Genomic DNA, 21853 nt, shown 5'->3' with positions numbered 1-21853 from the left:
GTTTCTATGACGTCTTTGTATCTTGCTTCCGGCTCTCCGCGCCGTCAGGAACTCCTGACCCAGCTCGGGGTGTCTTTTGAACGTATCGTCACCGGCATTGAAGAGAAGCGTGCGCAGGGCGAAAGCGCTCAGCAGTACGTTTCCCGCCTTGCGCGTGAGAAAGCGCAGGCAGGCGTGGCGCAAACGCCGCGCGATCTGCCGGTGCTGGGAGCCGATACCATCGTTATTCTTAACGGTGAGGTGTTAGAGAAGCCGCACGATGCCGAACACGCGGCGCGCATGCTGCGCAGCATGTCCGGGCAAACGCACCAGGTGATGACGGCCGTTGCGCTGGCGGACAGCCAGAACGTGCTGGACTGCCTGGTGGTGACGGACGTGACGTTCAGAGTGCTGACCGATGACGAGATCGCCGCTTACATTGCCAGCGGCGAACCAATGGATAAAGCAGGTGCATACGGTATTCAAGGGTTGGGTGGCTGTTTTGTCAGGAAGATAAATGGCAGCTATCACGCCGTAGTCGGCTTACCGCTGGTGGAAACGTATGAGTTGCTGAGCAATTTTAACTCACTGCGTGAGGGAAGGGATAATTATGACGGCTGAATTGTTGGTAAACGTAACGCCATCGGAAACCCGTGTGGCCTACATTGACGGTGGCATTCTTCAGGAAATTCATATTGAGCGTGAAGCGCGGCGCGGAATAGTAGGCAATATCTACAAAGGTCGTGTCAGTCGGGTACTGCCGGGTATGCAGGCGGCTTTTGTAGATATTGGACTCGATAAGGCGGCATTTTTACATGCCTCCGATATCATGCCGCATACCGAATGCGTGGCGGGCGAAGAGCAAAAGCAGTTCGCCGTGCGCGATATCTCCGAGCTGGTGCGCCAGGGCCAGGATCTGATGGTGCAGGTGGTGAAAGATCCTCTCGGCACCAAGGGCGCACGCCTGACCACCGACATCACCCTGCCTTCCCGCTACCTTGTTTTCATGCCGGGCGCCTCCCACGTGGGCGTGTCGCAGCGTATCGAAAGCGAAAACGAGCGCGAGCGCCTGAAGAAGGTAGTGAGCGCGTACTGCGATGAGCAGGGCGGATTTATCATTCGCACCGCGGCGGAAGGGATCAGCGAAGAGGATCTGGCGTCTGACGCCGCCTATCTGAAGCGCGTCTGGACCAAGGTGATGGAGCGCAAAAAGCGCAACCAGACCCGCTACCAGCTGTACGGCGAGCTGGCGCTGGCGCAGCGCGTGCTGCGCGATTTTGCCGATGCGCAGCTCGACCGCATTCGCGTGGACTCCCGCCTGACCTACGAGGCGCTGCTGGAGTTTACCGCTGAATACATCCCGGAGATGCCCGGCCTGCTGGAGCACTACTCTGGCCGCCAGCCGATCTTCGATCTCTTTGATGTCGAAAACGAAATCCAGCGCGCGCTGGAGCGTAAGGTTGAGCTGAAATCCGGCGGCTATCTGATCATCGATCAGACCGAAGCGATGACCACCGTGGACATCAACACCGGGGCATTCGTCGGCCATCGCAATCTGGACGACACCATTTTCAACACCAACATCGAAGCGACGCAGGCCATTGCGCGCCAGCTTCGCCTGCGCAATCTGGGCGGCATTATCATCATCGACTTTATCGATATGAATAATGAAGATCACCGCCGCCGCGTGCTGCACTCGCTGGAACAGGCGCTAAGCAAAGACCGCGTGAAGACCAGCATCAACGGCTTCTCGCAGCTCGGCCTTGTGGAAATGACCCGCAAGCGCACCCGCGAAAGCGTGGAGCACGTGCTGTGTAACGAGTGCCCTACCTGCCACGGACGCGGCACGGTAAAGACGGTAGAGACCGTCTGCTATGAAATCATGCGTGAAATCGTTCGCGTTCACCACGCCTACGACTCCGACCGTTTCCTGGTCTATGCTTCTCCTGCGGTGGCGGAAGCGCTGAAGGGCGAAGAGTCGCACGCGCTGGCGGAAGTGGAAATCTTTGTCGGCAAACAGGTAAAAGTACAAATTGAGCCGCTCTACAACCAGGAGCAGTTTGACGTCGTCATGATGTAAAACGCAGTTCGCTGCGAGATTAAAGGCTGACAAGGAGAGACGCGTGAGGCGATTGCCGGGGATTTTATTGCTTACAGGGGCAACGCTTGTCGTTATCGTCGCGCTGCTGGTAAGTGGGCTACGTCTCGTGCTGCCGCATCTGGACAGCTGGCGCCCTCAGGTGCTGGCGAAAATCGAATCCGCCACCGGCGTGCCGGTGGACGTCAGCCAAATCAGCGCCAGCTGGCAGAACTTCGGCCCGACGCTCGACGCGCGGGATATCAACGCCAGCCTGAAAGACGGCGGCCATCTAAAAATTAAACGCGTTACCCTGGCGCTGGACGTCTGGCAAAGCCTGCTGCACCTGCGCTGGCAGTTTCGCGACCTCACGTTTTATCAGCTTCAGCTTGTGACCAACACGCCGCTAAAAGGCGGTGATAACGGTCAGGATCTTGAAACCAACCGCATCAGCGATCTTTTCCTGCGCCAGTTCGATCACTTCGATCTGCGCGACAGCGAAATCAGCTTTATTACCCTCTCCGGCGAGCGTGCGGAGCTGGCGATCCCACAGCTGACGTGGCTTAACGGCAAAGATCGCCACCGCGCCGAGGGGCAGGTTAACCTCTCCAGCCTGAACGGCCAGCACGGGGTGATGCAGGTGCGCATGGATCTCCGTGACGACAACGGCCTGCTGAATAACGGCAGGGTGTGGCTGCAGGCCGACGACGTAGACGTGAAGCCGTGGCTGGGCGACTGGGTGCAAAAGAATATGCAGCTGGAGACCGCCCGCTTCAGCCTTGAAGGCTGGATGACGCTGACGAACGGCGAATTTGCCAGCGGAGACATCTGGCTCAAGCAGGGAGGCGCAAGCTGGAAGGGGGAGAATAACCCGCACCAGCTCTCCGTTGATAACCTCACCGCCCACGTGACCAAACAGAAAGAGGGCTGGCAGTTTGCCATTCCTGACACCCGCATCAGCATGGACGGTAAGCCCTGGCCGCGCGGCGCGTTGACGCTCGCCTGGATGCCGGAACAGGACGTTGGCGGGAAGAACAACACGCGCAGCGACGAGCTGCGCATCCGCGCCAGCAATCTGGACCTCAACGCCATCGAAGGGCTGCGCTCCATGGCGGCCAAAATCTCGCCTCAGCTGGGCGATATCTGGCTGGCGACGCAGCCGACCGGCAAGATCGACGCGCTGGGGCTGGATATCCCGCTGCAGGCGACGGAAAAAACCCGCTTTCTCGCCTCGTGGCAAAATTTGGCGTGGAAACAGTGGAAGCTCCTGCCCGGCGCCGAGCATTTTAGCGGCAAGCTCGAAGGAAGCGTTGAAAACGGCAGGCTGACGGCCGAAATGACCGACGCCAAAATGCCGTACGAAACGGTATTCCGCGCGCCGCTTGAAATCGAAAAAGGCCGCGCGGAGCTGAACTGGCTGAAAAACGATAAAGGTTTCCAGCTGGACGGCCGCCATCTTGATGTGAAGGCCAAAGCGGTACATGCGCGCGGGGATTTCCGCTACTTGCAGCCTGAGGGTGAAGCGCCGTGGCTGGGCATTCTGGCCGGCATCAGCACTGACGACGGCTCCCAGGCCTGGCGCTATTTCCCGGAAAACCTGATGGGCAAAGCGCTGGTGGATTACCTGAGCGGCGCGATCCAGGGCGGCCAGGCGGACAACGCCACGCTGGTGTACGGCGGCAACCCGCACCTGTTCCCCTACAAGCATAACGAAGGCCAGTTCCAGGTGCTGGTGCCGCTGCGCAACGCCACGTTCGCCTTCCAGCCCGACTGGCCCGCGCTGAAAAACCTCGATATGGAGCTGAACTTCATCAATGACGGCCTGTGGATGAAGACCGACAGCGTTGCGCTGGGCGGAGTCACGGCCAGCGGCCTGACGGCAAATATCCCGGATTACTCCAAAGAAAAGCTGCTGATTGACGCGGATATCAACGGCCCGGGCAACGCCGTAGGCCCGTACTTTGAAGAGACCCCGCTGAAGGACTCGCTGGCCGCCACGCTCGAGCAGCTGCAGCTGGATGGCGATGTGAATGCTCGCTTACATCTCGACATTCCGCTGGACGGCGAAATGACCACCGCCAGAGGCGACGTCCGTCTGAATAACAACAGCCTGTACGTTAAGCCGCTGGACAGCACCCTGAAAAACCTCAGCGGCCAGTTCAGCTTCGTAAACGGCAACCTGAAAAGCGAGCCGCTGAAGGCCACCTGGTTTAACCAGCCGATCGACGTCGATTTCACGACCAACGAGGGCGAAAAGGCCTATCAGGTCGCGGTGAATATGGACGCGAACTGGCAGCCTGCCAAAATGAACGTGCTGCCGAAGCCGATAGAGGCGGCCATTGGCGGCGCGGCCTCGTGGAACGGCAAGGTGGCTATCGAGCTCCCCTATCACGCTGGCGCACGCTATAGCGTCGATATTACGGGCGATCTGAAAAACATCAGCAGCAGGCTGCCCTCGCCGCTGGAGAAAAGCGCCGGGCAGTCCCTGCCGGTGAAGGTGAACGTCGATGGCAACCTGAACGGCTTTGCCGTGACCGGCAGCGCCGGTGCGACGAACCACTTCAACAGCCGCTGGCTGCTCGGCCGCAAGCTGACGCTCGACAGAGCCATCTGGACCACCGACAGCCGCACCACGCCGCCGCTGCCGGATCGGTCGGGCGTCGAGCTGAACCTTCCGCCGCTGGACGGCGCCGAATGGCTGGCGCTCTTCGAGAAGGGCGTCGGGCAGAACGTAGACCAGGCCGCGGCGTTCCCGAAAACCATTACCGTGCGTACGCCAGCCCTGACGCTGGGCGGGCAGAAATGGAACAACCTGAGCCTGGTTTCGCAGCCAACCGCGAACGGCTCGAAAGTGGAGGCCCAGGGGCGGGAGATTAACGGAACGCTCACCCTGCGCGATCGCGCGCCGTGGCAGGCGGCAATCCGCTATCTCTATTACAACCCAACGGCCGCCACGACGACTGCCGCCGCAGCGAGCGCAGCGCCGTCGAACAACGCCCGCATCGACTTCAGCGGCTGGCCCGATCTCCAGCTGCGCTGCGCCGAATGCTGGCTGTGGGGACAGAAATACGGTCGTATCGACGGCGATTTCGCAATCAAGGGCAACACGCTAAGCCTCACCGGCGGGCTGGTCGATACCGGATTTGGCCGCTTGACCGCGCAGGGCGAGTGGGTGAACGCGCCGGGCCAGCAGCGCACCTCGCTGAAGGGCGACATCAAGGGCAACAAGCTGGACGCTGCGGCCAACTTCTTTGGCATCAGCACGCCGCTTCGGGGCTCGTCATTTGACGTCGATTACGATCTTCACTGGCGTGACGCCCCGTGGAAGCCGGACGAAGCCTCGCTCAACGGTATTTTGAAAACCCGCTTTGGCAAAGGTGAAATTGCCGACGTGAGTACCGGGCGCGCCGGGCAGATCCTGCGCCTGCTGAGTTTTGATGCGCTGCTGCGCAAGCTGCGCTTTGACTTCAGCGATACCTTCAGCGAAGGCTTTTACTATGACTCCATCCGCAGCACGGCGTGGATCAAGGACGGCGTTCTGCACACCGACGACACGCTGGTGGATGGCCTGGAAGCGGATATCGCCATGAAAGGCTCGGTGAACCTCGTGCGCCGCGAGCTGGACATGGAGGCCGTGGTCGCGCCGGAAATTTCCGCCAGCGTGGGCGTGGCGGCAGCATTTGTGGTGAACCCGATCGTCGGCGCGGCGGTGTTTGCTGCCAGCAAAGTGCTGGGTCCGCTGTGGAGCAAGGTCTCTATTCTGCGCTACCGGATCACCGGCCCGATCGATAAGCCGCAGATTAATGAAGTCCTGCGCCAGCCGCGCAAAGATGCACAGCAATGATTTGACGTGGGCGGGTAATTGCCTCACTCTCAATAAATATGAATTTTTTACCGCCCAAGCGGCAACGAACGAGTAGCAATACGATGAGTCTGAACCTGGTAAGTGAACATTTGCTCGCAGCGAACGGCCTGAGCCATCAGGACCTGTTCTCCATTCTTGGTCAACTGACCGAACGCCGTCTCGACTACGGCGATCTCTATTTCCAGTCGAGCTATCACGAATCCTGGGTTTTAGAAGACAGCATCATCAAGGACGGCTCGTACAACATCGACCAGGGCGTCGGCGTGCGCGCCGTTAGCGGCGAGAAAACCGGCTTTGCCTATGCGGATCAAATCAGCCTTGCGGCCCTGGAGCAGAGCGCTCAGGCCGCGCGTACCATCGTGCGTGACGCGGGCGATGGCCGGGTGAAAACCCTGGGCGAGATCCAGCACTCGGCGCTGTATACCAGCATCGATCCCCTGCAGAGCATGAGCCGGGAAGAGAAGCTCGACATTCTTCGCCGCGTGGACAAAGTTGCCCGCGCCGCGGACAAACGCGTGCAGGAAGTGTCTGCCAGCCTGAGCGGCGTGTATGAGCTGATTCTGGTTGCCGCGACCGACGGCACGCTGGCCGCAGACGTTCGCCCGCTGGTGCGCCTGTCTATCAGCGTGCAGGTGGATGACAACGGCAAGCGCGAGCGCGGCTCGAGCGGCGGCGGCGGTCGTTTTGGCTATGACTGGTTCCTGGGTGACGTGGACGGCGAAGCGCGCGCGGACGCGTGGGCAAAAGAAGCCGTGCGCATGGCGCTGGTGAATCTTGGTGCGGTTGCGGCGCCTGCGGGGTCATTCCCGGTGGTGCTCGGCGCAGGCTGGCCGGGCGTGCTGCTGCACGAAGCGGTCGGTCACGGTCTGGAAGGCGATTTTAACCGTCGCGGCACCTCCGTATTCAGCGGCCAGATGGGGCAGCTTGTCTCCTCCGAGCTGTGCACCGTGGTGGATGATGGCACGATGCTCGACCGCCGCGGCTCGATTTCTATCGACGATGAAGGGACGCCGGGCCAGTACAACGTGCTGATTGAAAACGGCGTGCTGAAAGGCTACATGCAGGACAAGCTCAACGCGCGCCTGATGGGCGTTGCGCCAACCGGCAACGGTCGCCGTGAATCCTACGCGCACCTGCCGATGCCGCGCATGACCAACACCTATATGCTGCCGGGCCAATCGACGCCGCAGGAGATTATTGAATCCGTGGATTACGGTATCTTCGCGCCAAACTTCGGCGGCGGTCAGGTGGACATCACCTCCGGCAAGTTTGTCTTCTCCACCTCAGAGGCCTATCTGATCGAGAAGGGCAAAGTCACCAAAGCGGTGAAAGGGGCAACCCTGATCGGCTCCGGCATCGAAGCGATGCAGCAGATCTCGATGGTCGGCAACGACCTGAAGCTGGACAACGGCGTGGGCGTCTGCGGTAAAGAAGGGCAGAGCCTGCCGGTTGGCGTCGGCCAGCCGACGCTGAAGGTCGATAACCTGACGGTGGGCGGCACGGCCTGATCGGAACGGTGATGAAAAATGGCGCTACCTTCGGGTAGCGCCATTTTTTTTAGCGTGGATTTCCCAGCGGGATCTCCGGATCCGGCTCGTGGGTGATGCGGTTGCGCAGATCGCGACGAATGATCTCGATCGACCAGAACCAGATCAGATGCCCGACAATCTCCGAAACATGCTCGTACCACGGCAGTTCAAAGAGCGGTGGCGTCAGCCCCATCAGAGGGAAGGAGATCATGTGGACGAAAAGCTGGGCTAACGCACCGGCCAGCAGGCCCTGCCAGAGCTTAATTTTTGGGAAGACTTCTGCCACAACGCAATAGCCAACGGCGAAGACGATAGAGAAAATAATATGCGTCACGCCAACCCAGTTAAATATATGTCCGGCAAAGGTGTAGACGGCCGCGTTAGGATCGACGACGCCCAGCCAGTCGCGAAGGAAAATATACGGCGGATTAAGAAAATTACGCGAGCAGTCGATTTGGCTTGCCGCGCGAATTAATTGCTCGGGGCCGCAGGCGCCGGTAAATAAATCCGCGGGGCTGCGCGGTGGAAGCGGAACCTCTGCGCCCCATTTCACAAACGCAGAGACGATACCGGCGATCAGGCCAATAAACGCGGCGAGCCCGTAGCGCCTGCGCGCCGGGGCGGTTCGTTCAAATAGATTCATCCTGTATTCCTTGTCTAAACAAAATCCTGAAAATATATTTTAGTCATTGTATCGTTAACAAAAATATAACCATCTGATTAACAGACGGTTATACGATAAACACGGCGGCGGCAGGGTGTCAATTCGCCATCTTTGATAGTTACCGGGACGAGCCTGAATAACCGCGTGGGTTATTCAGGATAAATTGATGAAATAGATCGACGCGGATTAGCGATGTCTGCGGTTATTCTTTTCGTCTTCCCCGCATTCCCTGAAACAGCTCGGCGACGTCGACAAAATATTCCGTCAGGTAATTAATGCAGACCTGCACCTTCAGCGGCAGCTTGTCTTTTTCGGTATACAGCGCGTAAACGGGACGCGGATCCGACTGGTAGCGCGGGAACAGGATCTCCAGCTCGCCGCTGTTGATCTCGTTGATCACCCACATCAGCGGCACGTAGGCGATCCCGGCGCCCGCGACCAGCCAGCGGGAGATGGTCATCGGATCGTTCGTGACGAACCGGCCTACCGGCAGAAGCTTCGTCGACAGCCCTTCCGGGGCGATCAGCTCAAACTCGTTATCCGGGCGAACGCTGTACTCCAGCCACGAGTGGTTGCTCAAATCGGCAGGCTTCTCCGGAATGCCGTACTGCGCCAAATAGCTTTTGGACGCGCACACCACCATCGGCATGCTGCCCAGGCGGCGAGAGAAGAGGCTGGAATCCTGCAGGGCGCCCACGCGGATCACCACGTCCAGCCCGTCGGCAATCAGGTCCGGTGCGGGAATGCCCGTTACCAGATTAACGGTGAGCCCGGGATACTCTTTCAGCATGTCGGCGGTCATGGCGGCGAGAACATTTTGTGCCATAGTTGAAGAACAGCCGATGCGCAGGGTGCCGATGGGCGTGTTGTTAAAGGCGTAGAGCTGCTCGTGAACGTCCTGCACCTCGTGAAGCATGCGGCGGCAGCCCTGATAGTAAATCTTTCCGGCTTCCGTCAGCCCGATGCTGCGGGTGCTGCGGTTGAGCAGCTTAACCTGTAGCTCATCTTCCAGCTTCGATACCGTCTGGCTGATGGATGAAACGCTCATCTGCAGCTGCCTGGCGGCGGCGGTAAATGAGCCCTGTTCAACCACTTTGGCGAACACCGACATGCGTTTTAAACGTTCCATTGTTCACTCTGGCTTAAAAGTGATTTAGATCACATATTATAGATAACAGCATAACAGTTACGTTAATATATTATTAATTACATAATCGCTGCGCCACTCTCGCCCGGCTTTTCTTGCTCCTCCGCGGTGGCGCTGGCTTAAAAATTCTGAAGCCTGCACTCTCTCTAATCAAGGTCAACATGAGTCTGTTTCCCGTTATCGTGGTGTTCGGTTTGTCGTTCCCACCGATATTTTTCGAGCTTCTTTTATCACTGGCGATCTTCTGGCTGGTGCGCAAGGTGCTGGTCCCTACCGGGATCTATGATTTCGTCTGGCACCCTGCATTGTTCAATACCGCGCTCTATTGCTGCCTGTTTTACCTGATATCGCGCATGTTTGTTTGAGGTTGATGTGAAAACGCTAACAAGAAAAATCTCCCGCACTGCCATCACCATGGCGCTCGTCATTCTCGCGTTCATCGCGATTTTCCGCGCCTGGGTTTACTACACCGAATCACCGTGGACGCGCGACGCGCGCTTCAGCGCGGACGTGGTGGCGATAGCGCCCGACGTCGCCGGGCTTATCACTGCCGTCAACGTCCACGATAACCAGCTGGTGAAAAAGGATCAGGTGCTGTTCACCATCGACCAGCCTCGCTATCAGAAAGCCCTGGAAGAGGCGAATGCGGACGTGGCGTACTACCAGGCGCTGGCATCGGAAAAACGCCGTGAAGCCGGACGCCGCAACCAGCTGGGCATTCAGGCGATGTCCCGCGAAGAGATCGACCAGTCAAATAACGTGCTGCAAACCGTGCTGCACCAGCTGGCGAAAGCCGAGGCCACGCGCGACCTGGCGAAGCTGGATCTGGAGCGTACCGTGATCCGCGCGCCGTCTGACGGCTGGGTGACCAACCTGAACGTTTACGCCGGCGAGTTCATCACGCGCGGTTCCACCGCGGTGGCGCTGGTGAAGCAAAACTCCTTCTACGTGCTGGCCTATATGGAAGAAACGAAGCTGGAAGGCGTGCGTCGGGGCTATCGCGCGGAAATTACCCCGCTCGGCAGCAACCGCGTTTTTAAGGGCACCGTCGATAGCGTGGCGGCTGGCGTCACTAACTCCAGCAGCAGCAGCGACAGCAAGGGGATGGCAACGGTCGACTCCAACCTGGAATGGGTGCGCCTGGCGCAGCGCGTGCCGGTGCGTATTCACCTCGACGAGCAGCAGGGCAACCTGTGGCCTGCGGGAACAACGGCAACCGTGGTGATTACCGGCGAGAAAGACCGGGATGCCAGCCAGGACTCCTTCTTCCGCAAGCTCGCCCACCGCCTGCGCGAGTTTGGTTAATCGCTATGGGCATTTTTACCATCGCCAGCCAGCACCTGCGCTTTGCCGTTAAGCTGGCGTGCGCCATCGTGCTGGCGCTGTTCGTCGGCTTTCACTTTCAGCTGGAAACGCCCCGCTGGGCGGTGCTGACGGCGGCGATCGTGGCGGCCGGTCCGGCGTTCGCCGCGGGGGGCGAACCCTATTCCGGCGCGATCCGCTACCGCGGGATGCTGCGCATCGTCGGGACCTTTATCGGCTGTATCGCCGCGCTCACCATTATTATTCTGATGATCCGCACGCCGCTGCTGATGCTGATGGTGTGCTGCATCTGGGCGGGCTTCTGTACCTGGATCTCTTCGCTGGTAAAGGTCGAAAACTCCTACGCCTGGGGGCTTTCCGGCTATACCGCGCTGATTATCATCATTACTATTCAGGCCGAACCGCTGCTCGCGCCGCAGTTTGCCCTGGAGCGCTGCAGCGAAATCGTGATTGGTATCGTCTGTGCCATCGTGGCGGATCTGCTTTTCTCACCGCGCTCCATTAAGCAGGAAGTCGATCTCGAACTGGATGCGATGATTGTCGATCAGTACAAGCTGATGCAGCTGTGCATTAAGCACGGCGACACCGAAGAGGTGGATAAGGCCTGGAGCGGCCTGGTGCGACGCACGCAGGCGCTGGAAGGGATGCGCAGCAACCTGAACATGGAGTCCTCCCGCTGGGCGCGCGCCAACCGCCGCCTGAAGGCGATTAACACCGTTGCCTTAACCCTTATTACCCAGGCGTGCGAAACCTACCTGATCCAAAACACGCGGCCTGAAGTGGTCACGGACACCTTTCGCGAGCTCTTTGAAGAGCCGGTCGAGACGGTGCAGGACGTACACAAGCAGCTGAAGCGCATGCGCCGGGTGATTGCCTGGACGGGCGAGCGCGACACGCCCGTCACCATCTACACCTGGGTGGGCGCCGCAACGCGTTACCTGCTGCTTAAGCGCGGCGTGATAGGCAACGCGAAGATCAGCAGCGCGGAAGAAGAGGTCCTGCGGGGCGAAGTGGTGATCAAAGCGGAGTCGGCCGAGCGCCACCACGCGATGGTCAACTTCTGGCGCACCACGCTGGCCTGCATGCTCGGCACGCTGTTCTGGCTCTGGACCGGCTGGACGTCCGGCAGCGGCGCGATGGTGATGATTGCCGTCGTGACCTCGCTGGCGATGCGCCTGCCGAACCCGCGCATGGTCGCCATCGATTTTCTGTATGGGACGATAGCCGCGCTGCCGATCGGGGCCCTCTATTTCCTGGTGATCCTGCCGTCGACCCAGCAGAGCATGCTGCTGCTCTGCATTAGCCTCGCGGTGATGGCGTTCTTTATCGGTATCGAAGTGCAAAAACGCCGCCTGGGATCGCTCGGGGCGCTGGCGAGCACCATCAATATTCTCGTGCTGGATAACCCGATGACGTTTCACTTCAGCCAGTTCCTCGACAGCGCGCTGGGCCAGCTGGTGGGCTGCTTCCTGGCGATGATGGTGATTCTGCTGGTGCGCGATAACTCGCAGGCCCGGACCGGCCGCGTGCTGCTAAACCAGTTCGTTTCCGCTGCCGTCTCGTCCATGACCACCAATACCGCGCGGCGTAAAGAGAACCACCTGCCCGCGCTGTATCAGCAGCTGTTTTTACTGCTCAACAAATTCCCGGGCGATATTGCCAAGTTCCGCCTGGCGCTGACCATGATTATCGCGCACCAGCGCCTGCGCAACGCGCCGGTGCCGATCAATGACGACCTGTCGTCGTACCATCGCCAGCTGCGCCGCACAGCCGACCATGTCCTGTCGGCCTCCAGCGACGACAAGCGGCGCCGCTACTTTAAACAGCTGCTGGAAGAGCTCGATGTTTATCAGGAAAAACTGCGGATATGGGAAGCGCCTAAGCAGGTTACCGAGCCGGTAGATCGGCTGGTGCTGATGCTCCATCGCTATCAAAGTGCCCTTACCGAGAGCTGACATGCCAGGAACCGACGCCAAAAGCGTCGGTTTTTTTATGGCTATACTTATTTGAGCAGGCTCTTACTTCAGGAAGGGAGAACACATGACTACCCAGAATCTTCAGGACGCTATTCTTTTTCAGAATGGATATTTCGTTAACGGCATCTGGAAAACGCTCAATACCACCTTTGACGTGCTGAACCCGGCGACCGGTGAGGTAATCACTCAGGTCGCAAAGGCGGGCAAAGCTGAAACCGAGGAGGCGATTGCCGCCGCAACCAAAGCCTTCCCGGCCTGGCGCGCGAAAACCGCCAAGGAGCGCTCAGCCATACTTTATCGCTGGTACGAGCTGATTATCGAAAACAAAAGCTGGCTCGGGCGGCTTATGACCACCGAGCAGGGCAAACCCCTCAAAGAAGCGGAAGGCGAAGTCGAGTATGCCGCCAGCTTCATTCAGTGGTTTGCAGAGCAGGCCAAGCGCGCAAATGGCGAAATTATCCCGCCGGTCAAGCCCGGCTCCCGCATTCTGGCGACCCGCGAACCCGTGGGCGTGGTGGCGGCCATTACCCCCTGGAACTTCCCGATGGCGATGCTGACCCGCAAGCTGGGGCCCGCGCTGGCCGCAGGCTGTACGGGCGTGATTAAACCGGCAAACAACACTCCGCTCAGCGCCTTTGCGCTGCTCGCCCTGGCGAAGCAGGCTGGCGTTCCGGACGGCGTGCTCAACGCCGTGGCGGGCAACACGTCTGAGATCAGCGACGCGATTATGGCCAGCCACGACGTGCGGAAAATTTCGTTCACCGGCTCAACGGCGGTGGGGAAAACGCTGATGCGCAACGCCGCCGACACGATGAAGAAAGTGTCGATGGAGCTGGGCGGCAACGCGCCCTATATCGTCTTTGAGGACGCGGATATCGATGCCGCGGTGAAAGGGGCGATTGCCAACAAGTTCCGCAACGCGGGGCAGGTGTGCGTCAGCGTGAACCGCTTCTACATCCAGGAAACGGTCTACGACAAATTTGTGAACCAGCTTGCCGATGCGGTGAACGCGCTGAAGGTCGGCAACGGCCTGGAAGAGGGCGTGGTGGTAGGCCCGCTGATCGAGCCATCGGCGGTCAGCAAGGTTAAAGAGCACGTCGAAGACGCGGTGGCCAAAGGCGCGACCGTGCTGGCGGGCGGGAAGCCGCACGCGCTCGGCGGAAACTTCTGGATGCCAACCGTGCTGGGCGATTGTCACGAAGGCATGAAGCTCGCCGAGGAAGAGACCTTTGGCCCGGTCGCCGCCTGCTTCCGCTTCACTTCAGAAGATGAGGTGATTATGCGAGCCAACAACACGCCTTATGGGCTGGCGGCCTACTTCTATACCCAGAATTTGTCCCGCGTGTTCCGCGTGTCGCAGGCGATTGAGAGCGGCATGATCGGCATTAACGAGTGCGCGGTCTCAACGGAATTAGGTCCCTTCGGCGGGGTGAAAGAGTCCGGCCTCGGGCGCGAGGGCTCCGTGCTGGGGCTGGAAGAGTTTCTTGAAGTGAAGACCCTGCATATCGGGGGATTATGACGGGTGAAGACGGGGTGGCTGGCAATGAAAATTTATACGTTTGATTTTGATGAAATCGACAGTCAGGAAGACTTTTACCGCGAGTTTATCAAGGCGTTCAACCTGGACCGGGAAAGCGTCACCAATCTGGATACGCTCTGGGATGTTGTCACCGGGAGTCAATTGCCGTTACCGCTGGAGATCGAGTTTATCCATCTGCCGGACAAGCTTCGCAGACGCTTTGGCGCGCTGGTTTTACTGTTTGATGAAGCGGAAGAGGAGCTGGAGGGGCAGCTACGCTTTAACGCGCGCCATTAAATAAAAAAGCCCCTGAGCCGGGAAGCTCAGGGGCAAGTCGTATGTTGAGATACGACGAGGGTTTATTTGTACAGTTGTGCCGTCGCGTGCCAGTGGTCGCCCTGGTTCAGTTCGGTAACGCGATAGCTGCTCGCCCCGGCCTTTTCTGCTTTCGCAGCAAGTTCCTGACGAATATCCATAGGTGAACCCGTAATAGAGGTTACGGAGACGCTGCCCATCGGCTGTAAATTCTGTGCCTGCTCGGTATTAACCTGCTGGACGGCGGCGCTGGCGCCGAATGATATAGCGGAAGCCAGGCCAAGGGTTGCGATGATTAATTTCATGTTCATAGTCTTTACTCCTGAATAGGGTTTCCTCAACGGCAGGGAGGGGTAAACTGCTTTTTTTATGCCTGGTGCCGCTGAGTGGAGAACGATGTCTTAGGTATTACAAAAACTTATTTGTACAGCTCTGCGGTAGCGTGCCAGTGGTCGCCGGTGCGCGCCTCAATGATGCGATAAGAAGACGCACCTTGCTCTTCCGCTTTTTTGTTAAGCATTTCATGCATATCCATCGGAGAGGTTCCGACTGCGCCAACAGACACGGTGCCGATAGCTTCGCGGGACTGCGCCTGGTCGGCGTTAATGGTGTCAGCGGCGAAAGCGCCGAATGACAGGACGGACAGGATGCTCAGGGCTGCTACAGTTGATTTGATTTTCATGATTTTTTTCCTCGTCGAATTTTGTTGTGGGGTCTTGTTACGTGACCCTCATCACAAAATCAAGTATACACTAGTCACGCTAAAAATTAATACCAGACTAATTGTTTCGTGGGTTATCACGTTTTATTAAACGAGTTCTTTATAACTAAAAGGCATTAAAATGGGTGATATTTGAACAGATTTTCGAGGAAAGCATAAGAAATTCATAGAGATAACAGACTTTGATTTTTTGTGCTTTTTTTTGATTTAGCATTCACCAAATCAATGTTAATGGGCAGTAAAAAGCACTATTTGTTAAAGTCAAAGGCGGGATAAAACAGGGGAAAACGTGAGGGGAGCAGAACGATCCCCGCAGCAGGGCGCCGCGGGGAGGGCGATTACAGTTCCTGTTCGAACAGATCCAGAATCGCTTCGTAGAGATCTTTTACGGAGAAACCGTTGGCCGGCGTGGTGAAGATCGTATCGTCACCGGCAATCGTGCCGAGAATGCCTTTCGGCTTACCCAGAGAGTCCAGCATGCGTGCAATCAGCTGCGCGGCGCCGGGGCTGGTATGGATAACCACAACGGCATCGTTGTAGTCGATGTCCAGCACCAGATTCTTCAGCGGGCTGGAGGTGGTCGGCACGCCAAGCTCAGCAGGCAGACAGTAGACCATCTCCATTTTGGCGTTGCGGGTACGTACCGCGCCAAACTTGGTTAACATGCGGGAGACTTTCGACTGGTTGATGTTATCGAAGCCTTGTTCCTGCAACGCCTGAACAATTTCTCCCTGAGAACTGAATATCTCTTCTTTGAGCAGCGCTTTAAACGCCTTTACTAAATCTTCTTGCTTAGACGAGCTTCGCATAAGTCACCCGGAATATGACGAAAGAAACAACATTATTATGCATGTGGATGAATTTTTATGCAAATTATCTGCCAGCGCTTAGGCTGAAATAATGTTATGAAAGGGAAAGATTTTATCAGATTTCGTTATCAGAAAACATGCCTGGCTCACGCTGCGAAAATAAGCTCAAAAGTAAATTAAATGTTATCAAAATGATGTTGTTTTGGTGGCGTAGCAGGGTGTATTGTAACCCCCTCTTAATGCGTTGCTGCCGTAGCCCGATAGTCTTCTGGCGAAGGTGAAAGACGCGCGACCTCAAATTCTTTAGCTACGAAAATTGTAATTATTTACCTGCTGAATTATGGTCGCCGCAACGGATTTACAGATACTTAAGTTAACCATAATAAGGAGTTTAGGATGAAAGTCGCAGTCCTCGGCGCTGCTGGTGGTATCGGCCAGGCGCTTGCCCTACTACTGAAAACCCAACTGCCTTCAGGCTCAGAACTCTCCCTGTACGATATTGCTCCGGTCACCCCAGGCGTGGCGGTTGATCTGAGCCACATCCCGACAGCTGTGAAAATCAAAGGCTTCTCCGGTGAAGATGCGCGTCCTGCACTGCAGGGTGCTGACGTGGTGCTGATCTCCGCGGGCGTTGCGCGTAAGCCTGGCATGGATCGTTCAGACCTGTTTAACGTCAACGCGGGCATCGTGAAAAACCTGGTGCAGCAAATCGCGGAAACCTGTCCGAAAGCCTGCGTAGGCATCATCACCAACCCGGTGAACACCACCGTGGCTATCGCGGCAGAAGTGCTGAAGAAAGCCGGTGTTTACGACAAGAACAAACTGTTTGGCGTGACCACGCTGGATATCATCCGCTCTAACACCTTCGTTGCCGAGCTGAAAGGCAAACTGCCAACGGACGTTGAAGTGCCGGTCATCGGCGGTCACTCAGGCGTGACGATCCTGCCTCTGCTGTCGCAGATCCCAGGCGTCAGCTTCACCGAGCAGGAAGTGGCCGATCTCACCAAGCGTATTCAGAACGCGGGCACCGAAGTGGTGGAAGCGAAGGCGGGTGGCGGTTCAGCAACCCTGTCTATGGGCCAGGCGGCTGCACGTTTCGGTCTGTCTCTGGTCCGCGCGCTGCAGGGCGAGAAGGGCGTTGTTGAATGCGCCTATGTTGAAGGCGACGGCGAGCACGCCCGCTTCTTCTCTCAGCCTCTGCTGCTGGGCAAAAACGGTATCGAAGAGCGTAAATCGATTGGCACGCTGAGCGCGTTTGAGCAAAACGCGATGGAAGGCATGCTGGATACGCTGAAGAAAGATATCACCCTGGGCGAAGAGTTCGTTAGCAAGTAAAACGCACTTCCCCGGCAAAAAAAACGGAGCTTATCGCTCCGTTTTTTTATGCTTATCAGTTGGTGGCCGGGTATTCCTGAATCGTGACCTGTATCGTCAGCTTCTTATCGTTACGCATGACTTCAACAGGAATAATGGAGCCCGGGCGAATCTCCGCCACCTGGTCCATCGTCTCCAGCGCCGATACCGCCGGAACGCCGTTCACGGACAGGATCACATCGTTCACCTGAATGCCCGCGTTCGCCGCTGGCCCGCCTGCCGCCACTTCGTTGACCACAATCCCCTGAATCTGATCGATGCCGCCGCCCTGGGTGTGCATCGGCGCAATCTCACGCCCGCCGATGCCGATATAGCCGCGGATCACCCGGCCATCGCGGATAAGCTTATCCATGATTTTGGTCGCCAGCTGGAACGGAATGGCGAAACCGATGCCTTCCGGGGTTTCGCCGTCGTTGCTCTTATCGAAGGAGAGGGTGTTAATGCCCATCAGCTCGCCCAGCGAGTTGACCAGCGCGCCGCCGGAGTTACCGTGGTTGATCGACGCATCGGTTTGCAGGAAGTTCTGCCGACCCGACGGGTTCAGGCCGATGCGGCCGGTGGCGCTGATGATCCCCTGAGTGATGGTTTGCCCAAGGTTGTAAGGGTTGCCGATAGCCAATACCACGTCGCCAATATGCGGCGTGCGCTTGCGGTTAATCGGAATGGTCGGCAGGCCGCCCGTGGCGTTAATTTTGAGCACCGCCAGGTCGGTCAGGCTGTCTGAGCCGACCAGCAGGGCCTCAAACACGCGACCGTCCTGCAGGGCGACGATAATCTGGTCAGCATCGTTGATCACGTGCTTGTTGGTAATAATGTAGCCGCGATCGTCCATTATCACGCCGGACCCGAGCGTGCGGATTTCCAACTGATTATGGGCCGAGCTGTTCAGCCCGCGGTTATAGACGTTCACCACCGCGGGCGCGGCGCGGCGAACCGCCTGATTATAGGTTGCTGGCGTTTCATCCGTACTGTCAAACTGCGGCGCCGACAGCTTATTAAACTGCCGTAATGACGGTACAACCACCAGGAGCAGGCCAGCGACAATCAAACCGATGGCTACAGAACGAAAGAGCTTTGAAAGCATGATGCGCGTATCGTAAATAAAGGAACGGTTTGCAGCATAGCATGAGTTATCCGGACATCACACGCAGCGGTGATGTCCGGCGTCGCAAATGCTTAACGCAGTAAAATGTAGAGCGTGTCTTTGCCGCGGATGATCTGCAGGGCAATGACCGCCGGTTTGCTTTCCACCACCTTGCGCATTTCCGCAATGGACTGCACGCGGGTGCGGTTCACGCCGATAATCACATCTTCCTGATGCAGGCCAGCCTGCGCGGCGGGGCTGCTCTTTTCAACGGTATCGACGCGGATGCCCTTTGTGCCATCCTTGAGCTGCCCGTCGCTGAGCCTCGCTCCCTGCAGCGCCGGCGCGATCAGCTCGGCGCTGGCGGAAGAGGAGGTGCTCTTGTCCAGAGTCACTTCTACGTCCAGCGGCTTGCCGTCGCGAATCAGGCCCAGCTTCACTTTGGCACCCGGCTCGGTGGTGGCAATACGCGAACGCAGCTCGGCAAAGCTGCTGAGCGGCTTGCCGTTCAGGCTGACAATCACATCGCCGGACTTCACGCCCGCTTTTGCCGAGCCGGAGTTTGGCAGCACTTCGCTGACAAACGCCCCGCGCTGCACGTTGACGTTAAAGGCTTTGGCGATGTCGGCGCTCATTTCCATCCCCTTGATGCCCAGCAGCCCGCGCTTGACCTCGCCAAACTGGATGAGCTGCGCAGAGAGGGTTTTGGCCATGTTGCTGGGGATGGCGAAGCCAATGCCGATGCTGCCACCGCCGGGGGCGAGAATGGCGGTATTAATGCCGATCAGCTCGCCGTTGAGGTTAAGCAGCGCGCCGCCGGAGTTGCCGCGGTTAATCGACGCGTCGGTCTGAATAAAGTTTTCCAGCCCTTCCAGGTTCAGGCCGCTGCGGCCCAGCGCGGAGACAATGCCGGAGGTGGCGGTCTGGCCCAGGCCAAACGGGTTACCGACCGCGACGGCGAAATCGCCCACGCGCAGCGTGTCGGAGTCCGCGATGGCAATCTGGGTCAGCTTGCTGGGGTTTTGCACCTGCAGCAGCGCGATGTCGCTCTGGTCATCGCCGCCGATCAGCTTCGCGTCAAATTCCCGTCCGTCATTAAGCTGGACGCTGATTTTATCCGCCTGGCTGATAACGTGGTTGTTCGTCAGGATATAGCCCTTGGCCGCATCAATAATCACGCCCGACCCCAGCCCCTCGAAAGGCTGCGCCTGCGCGTCCGGCGACTCGTCACCGAAATACTTTTTCAGCTCTTCCGGCACGCGCTGGCTCTGCGGCGCCGTGCCTTCTACCTTCACGCTCACCACGGCAGGCAGCACTTTCTCCAGCATCGGCGCGAGGCTTGGAATGGCAGCCTGGCCGGGGATCTGCGAGGGCAGCGCCGCTGAAGCGGGGAAGGACGCCGAGAGAGATAACCCGACACTTAACGCTAACGCGCTTAACAGCTGGTTTTTTTTCTTCATCGATGCGGACTCTCGTAACCTGGAATGAAAGAAGAACGGCCCCAAAAACATCTTGATGTTATTGAATTTTCAACCGGTGAACAATGAGGTGTTTGACTAAATAATAGCTGGAGGCGGGAAGAAAGGACGGGCGCTTTGGCTGCGCCCGTAAAATTTATTCGGGTTGTGCGATCAATCGCGCTTTGCGCCACCGCGCAGCAGGCCGGACGCGCCGTCGGAGTAGTCGCGCGGCATCTGGACGGGAGCCTGATCGTTGCTGGCCTCAGAGTCAGCCAGGCGGTTGCGGAACGGGTTGGATTCCGCCGTCATCTCTGGCAGCAGGCTGCTGGAGCTTTTTGCCATGTGCTGGTACAGCTGACGATAGTCCGTCGCCATGTTGTCCAGCAGCTCGGCGCTACGGGCAAAGTGGCTGACCAGCTCTTCACGATACTCTTCCAGTTCAGCTTTGTTTTTTTCCAGTTCGTACTGTAATGACTGCTGCTGACGCAATTTGCGATTACCGAAACGCATGGCCACGGCACCAATGATAATGCCGACCACTAAACCGATTAGCGCATATTCCCAGGTCATGAACTTCTCCCGTTGTCTTGTGATTCCGTAGGGTGTTGGCTCGGCTCCTGCCTGTGCCTGATAATGCCACTATAACCGCTATTTCCGCAGAAGTGGAATCCTGACGTATCATCGCGTAGTGTAGAACGGCCTTTTTTTCACCAGTCACGCCCGCTGGTGAGGTTTAATTGAAGGAATAACAATAAGATTATGCAAAGACTGTCCCCCGCATCGCGATACCAACACGCCCTGAACGAGGGCTCACACCAGCCGGATGACGTTCAGCGTGAAGCGGTTAACCGCCTGGACACCCTTTATCATGAACTCACCGCCAGGCCCGCAGAAGCCGCGCACGGCGGTGGGCTAAAGGCCGCGTTCGGTCGGCTGCTCGGCAAAAAAGAGCCGCAGATACATGCCCCGGCTCGCGGCTTATACATGTGGGGCGGCGTCGGACGCGGTAAAACCTGGCTGATGGACATGTTCTACCAAAGCCTGCCGGGAACGCGTAAACAACGGCTGCACTTTCACCGCTTTATGCTGCGCCTACACGAAGAGCTGACGGCGCTGCAGGGGACAAGCGATCCGCTGGAGATTGTGGCCGACAGGTTCAAGGCCGAAACGGACGTGCTCTGTTTCGACGAGTTTTTTGTCTCCGATATTACCGACGCGATGCTGCTCGGCGGCCTGATGAAAGCCCTGTTCGCGCGCGGCATTACGCTGGTGGCGACCTCAAACATTCCGCCCGATGAGCTGTACCGCAACGGCTTGCAGCGGGCGCGCTTCCTGCCCGCTATCGACGCCATCAAGCAGCACTGCGACATCATGAACGTGGACGCAGGCGTCGATTATCGTCTTCGCACGCTCACTCAGGCGCACCTGTGGCTTTCACCGCTGAGCGAGCAGACCACGGCGCAGATGGATAAGCTCTGGCTGGCTCTGGCGGGCGCTAAGCGCGAAAACGCGCCCGTGCTGGAGATTAACCACCGACCGCTGCAAACGCTGGGCGCGGAGAATCAAACGCTTGCCGTTTCCTTTGCCACGCTGTGTGTAGACGCCCGCAGCCAGCACGATTACATTGCGCTGTCGCGCCTCTTCCACACGGTTATGCTGTTTGACGTGCCCGTAATGACAAAGCTGATGGAGAGCGAAGCGCGCCGGTTTATCGCGCTGGTGGATGAATTCTACGAACGCCACGTCAAGCTGGCCGTGAGCGCGGAAGTCCCTTTATATGAGATCTATCAGGGCGAGCGGCTGAAGTTTGAGTTTCAGCGCTGCCTGTCGCGCCTGCAGGAGATGCAGAGCGAAGAGTATCTTAAGCGTGAGCATATGCCGTAAATGCCACCCTCTCCCCGTGGGCTGAGGGATCCCCAGTAATATGGTCATACCTCCATGACCATATTACTGTACTCCTTTCCCACTCTTTTCAACTCGTTACCTATATTCAGCCGCCTCACTCTCCGGG

19 protein-coding genes are annotated in these 21853 nt (G+C 58.0%); 11 read left to right on the top strand and 8 right to left on the bottom strand.

The genetic code is table 11. From position 1 onward, the window contains the following. The first annotated feature begins 6 nt into the window (after nt 1-6). From AB8804_RS20640 to tldD, 4 genes are all read left to right on the top strand, one after another. Nucleotides 7-600 (top strand): nucleoside triphosphate pyrophosphatase, encoded by a 594-nt coding sequence (locus tag AB8804_RS20640; RefSeq protein ID WP_371189800.1) that lies wholly within the window; start codon nt 7-9, stop codon nt 598-600. Then, a complete protein-coding gene (gene rng, locus AB8804_RS20635) occupies nt 590-2059 on the top strand; it encodes a ribonuclease G (RefSeq protein ID WP_371189799.1) in 1470 nt (489 codons plus the stop codon). Before AB8804_RS20640 ends, rng begins: the two co-directional genes overlap by 11 nt. Nucleotides 2060-2102: 43 nt before the next feature. Continuing rightward, nucleotides 2103-5900, top strand: coding sequence for an AsmA2 domain-containing protein YhdP (yhdP, locus tag AB8804_RS20630; protein ID WP_371189798.1), 3798 nt, complete (start codon nt 2103-2105; stop codon nt 5898-5900). An 83-nt stretch (nt 5901-5983) separates the two neighbouring features. Beyond that, nucleotides 5984-7429, top strand: coding sequence for a metalloprotease TldD (gene tldD / locus AB8804_RS20625; RefSeq protein WP_371189797.1), 1446 nt, complete (start codon nt 5984-5986; stop codon nt 7427-7429). A 49-nt stretch (nt 7430-7478) separates the two neighbouring features. Here tldD and AB8804_RS20620 read toward each other — a convergent pair whose 3' ends face one another. Both AB8804_RS20620 and aaeR read right to left on the bottom strand, forming a co-directional pair. Continuing rightward, nucleotides 7479-8093, bottom strand: coding sequence for a YagU family protein (locus AB8804_RS20620; protein WP_371189796.1), 615 nt, complete (start codon nt 8091-8093; stop codon nt 7479-7481). 223 nt (nt 8094-8316) lie between these two features. Then, entirely contained in the window at nt 8317-9243 is a 927-nt protein-coding gene (aaeR, locus tag AB8804_RS20615) for an HTH-type transcriptional activator AaeR (protein WP_371189795.1), read from the bottom strand. 179 nt (nt 9244-9422) lie between these two features. Here aaeR and aaeX point away from each other — a divergent pair, with 179 nt between their 5' ends. From aaeX to AB8804_RS20590, 5 genes are all read left to right on the top strand, one after another. Further along, entirely contained in the window at nt 9423-9626 is a 204-nt protein-coding gene (gene aaeX / locus AB8804_RS20610) for a p-hydroxybenzoic acid efflux pump operon protein AaeX (RefSeq protein ID WP_003860416.1), read from the top strand. 7 nt (nt 9627-9633) lie between these two features. After that, a complete protein-coding gene (gene aaeA, locus AB8804_RS20605) occupies nt 9634-10566 on the top strand; it encodes a p-hydroxybenzoic acid efflux pump subunit AaeA (protein WP_371189794.1) in 933 nt (310 codons plus the stop codon). A gap of 5 nt (nt 10567-10571) precedes the next feature. Then, nucleotides 10572-12539, top strand: a complete 1968-nt coding sequence (gene aaeB / locus AB8804_RS20600; protein WP_371189793.1) for a p-hydroxybenzoic acid efflux pump subunit AaeB — start codon at nt 10572-10574, stop codon at nt 12537-12539. Nucleotides 12540-12624: 85 nt separating this feature from the next. Further along, the gene (locus AB8804_RS20595) at nt 12625-14079 is read left to right on the top strand and encodes an NAD-dependent succinate-semialdehyde dehydrogenase (RefSeq protein WP_371189792.1); all 1455 of its coding nucleotides are present in this window, start codon (nt 12625-12627) and stop codon (nt 14077-14079) included. A 24-nt stretch (nt 14080-14103) separates the two neighbouring features. Continuing rightward, nucleotides 14104-14376 (top strand): barstar family protein, encoded by a 273-nt coding sequence (locus AB8804_RS20590; RefSeq protein ID WP_371189791.1) that lies wholly within the window; start codon nt 14104-14106, stop codon nt 14374-14376. A 62-nt stretch (nt 14377-14438) separates the two neighbouring features. On the opposite strand, the gene yhcN (AB8804_RS20585) is transcribed toward AB8804_RS20590, so the two are convergent. The 3 genes from yhcN (AB8804_RS20585) to argR form a co-directional block, all read right to left on the bottom strand. After that, complete coding sequence (yhcN, locus tag AB8804_RS20585; RefSeq protein ID WP_371189790.1) at nt 14439-14705, bottom strand: peroxide/acid stress response protein YhcN; 267 nt, start codon at nt 14703-14705, stop codon at nt 14439-14441. 107 nt (nt 14706-14812) lie between these two features. Then, nucleotides 14813-15076 carry a peroxide/acid stress response protein YhcN gene (gene yhcN / locus AB8804_RS20580; RefSeq protein ID WP_371189789.1) on the bottom strand — a complete coding sequence of 88 codons (264 nt, stop codon included), beginning with the start codon at nt 15074-15076 and terminating at the stop codon, nt 14813-14815. 377 nt (nt 15077-15453) lie between these two features. Continuing rightward, complete coding sequence (gene argR / locus AB8804_RS20575; RefSeq protein ID WP_014171847.1) at nt 15454-15924, bottom strand: transcriptional regulator ArgR; 471 nt, start codon at nt 15922-15924, stop codon at nt 15454-15456. Nucleotides 15925-16320: 396 nt separating this feature from the next. Between argR and mdh the strand changes: the two genes are divergently transcribed. Further along, nucleotides 16321-17259 carry a malate dehydrogenase gene (gene mdh, locus AB8804_RS20570; RefSeq protein WP_371189788.1) on the top strand — a complete coding sequence of 313 codons (939 nt, stop codon included), beginning with the start codon at nt 16321-16323 and terminating at the stop codon, nt 17257-17259. 55 nt (nt 17260-17314) lie between these two features. On the opposite strand, the gene degS is transcribed toward mdh, so the two are convergent. From degS to zapG, 3 genes are all read right to left on the bottom strand, one after another. Next, on the bottom strand, nt 17315-18382 hold the full coding sequence (gene degS / locus AB8804_RS20565; protein ID WP_371189787.1) for an outer membrane-stress sensor serine endopeptidase DegS: 1068 nt from the start codon (nt 18380-18382) through the stop codon (nt 17315-17317). Between the two features lie 92 nt (nt 18383-18474). Continuing rightward, nucleotides 18475-19842, bottom strand: coding sequence for a serine endoprotease DegQ (degQ, locus tag AB8804_RS20560; protein ID WP_371189786.1), 1368 nt, complete (start codon nt 19840-19842; stop codon nt 18475-18477). A 171-nt stretch (nt 19843-20013) separates the two neighbouring features. Next, nucleotides 20014-20412, bottom strand: a complete 399-nt coding sequence (gene zapG, locus AB8804_RS20555) for a Z-ring associated protein ZapG (RefSeq protein ID WP_371189785.1) — start codon at nt 20410-20412, stop codon at nt 20014-20016. Nucleotides 20413-20601: 189 nt separating this feature from the next. On the opposite strand from zapG, the gene zapE reads away from it, so the two are divergent. Further along, on the top strand, nt 20602-21726 hold the full coding sequence (gene zapE / locus AB8804_RS20550; protein WP_371189784.1) for a cell division protein ZapE: 1125 nt from the start codon (nt 20602-20604) through the stop codon (nt 21724-21726). Nucleotides 21727-21853: the final 127 nt, after the last annotated feature.

It is taken from the genome of Enterobacter sp. KBR-315C3_2022, assembly GCF_041399425.1.
In the GTDB taxonomy this organism is placed as follows: domain Bacteria; phylum Pseudomonadota; class Gammaproteobacteria; order Enterobacterales; family Enterobacteriaceae; genus Enterobacter.
This window is presented reverse-complemented; position numbering and strand designations above follow the sequence as displayed.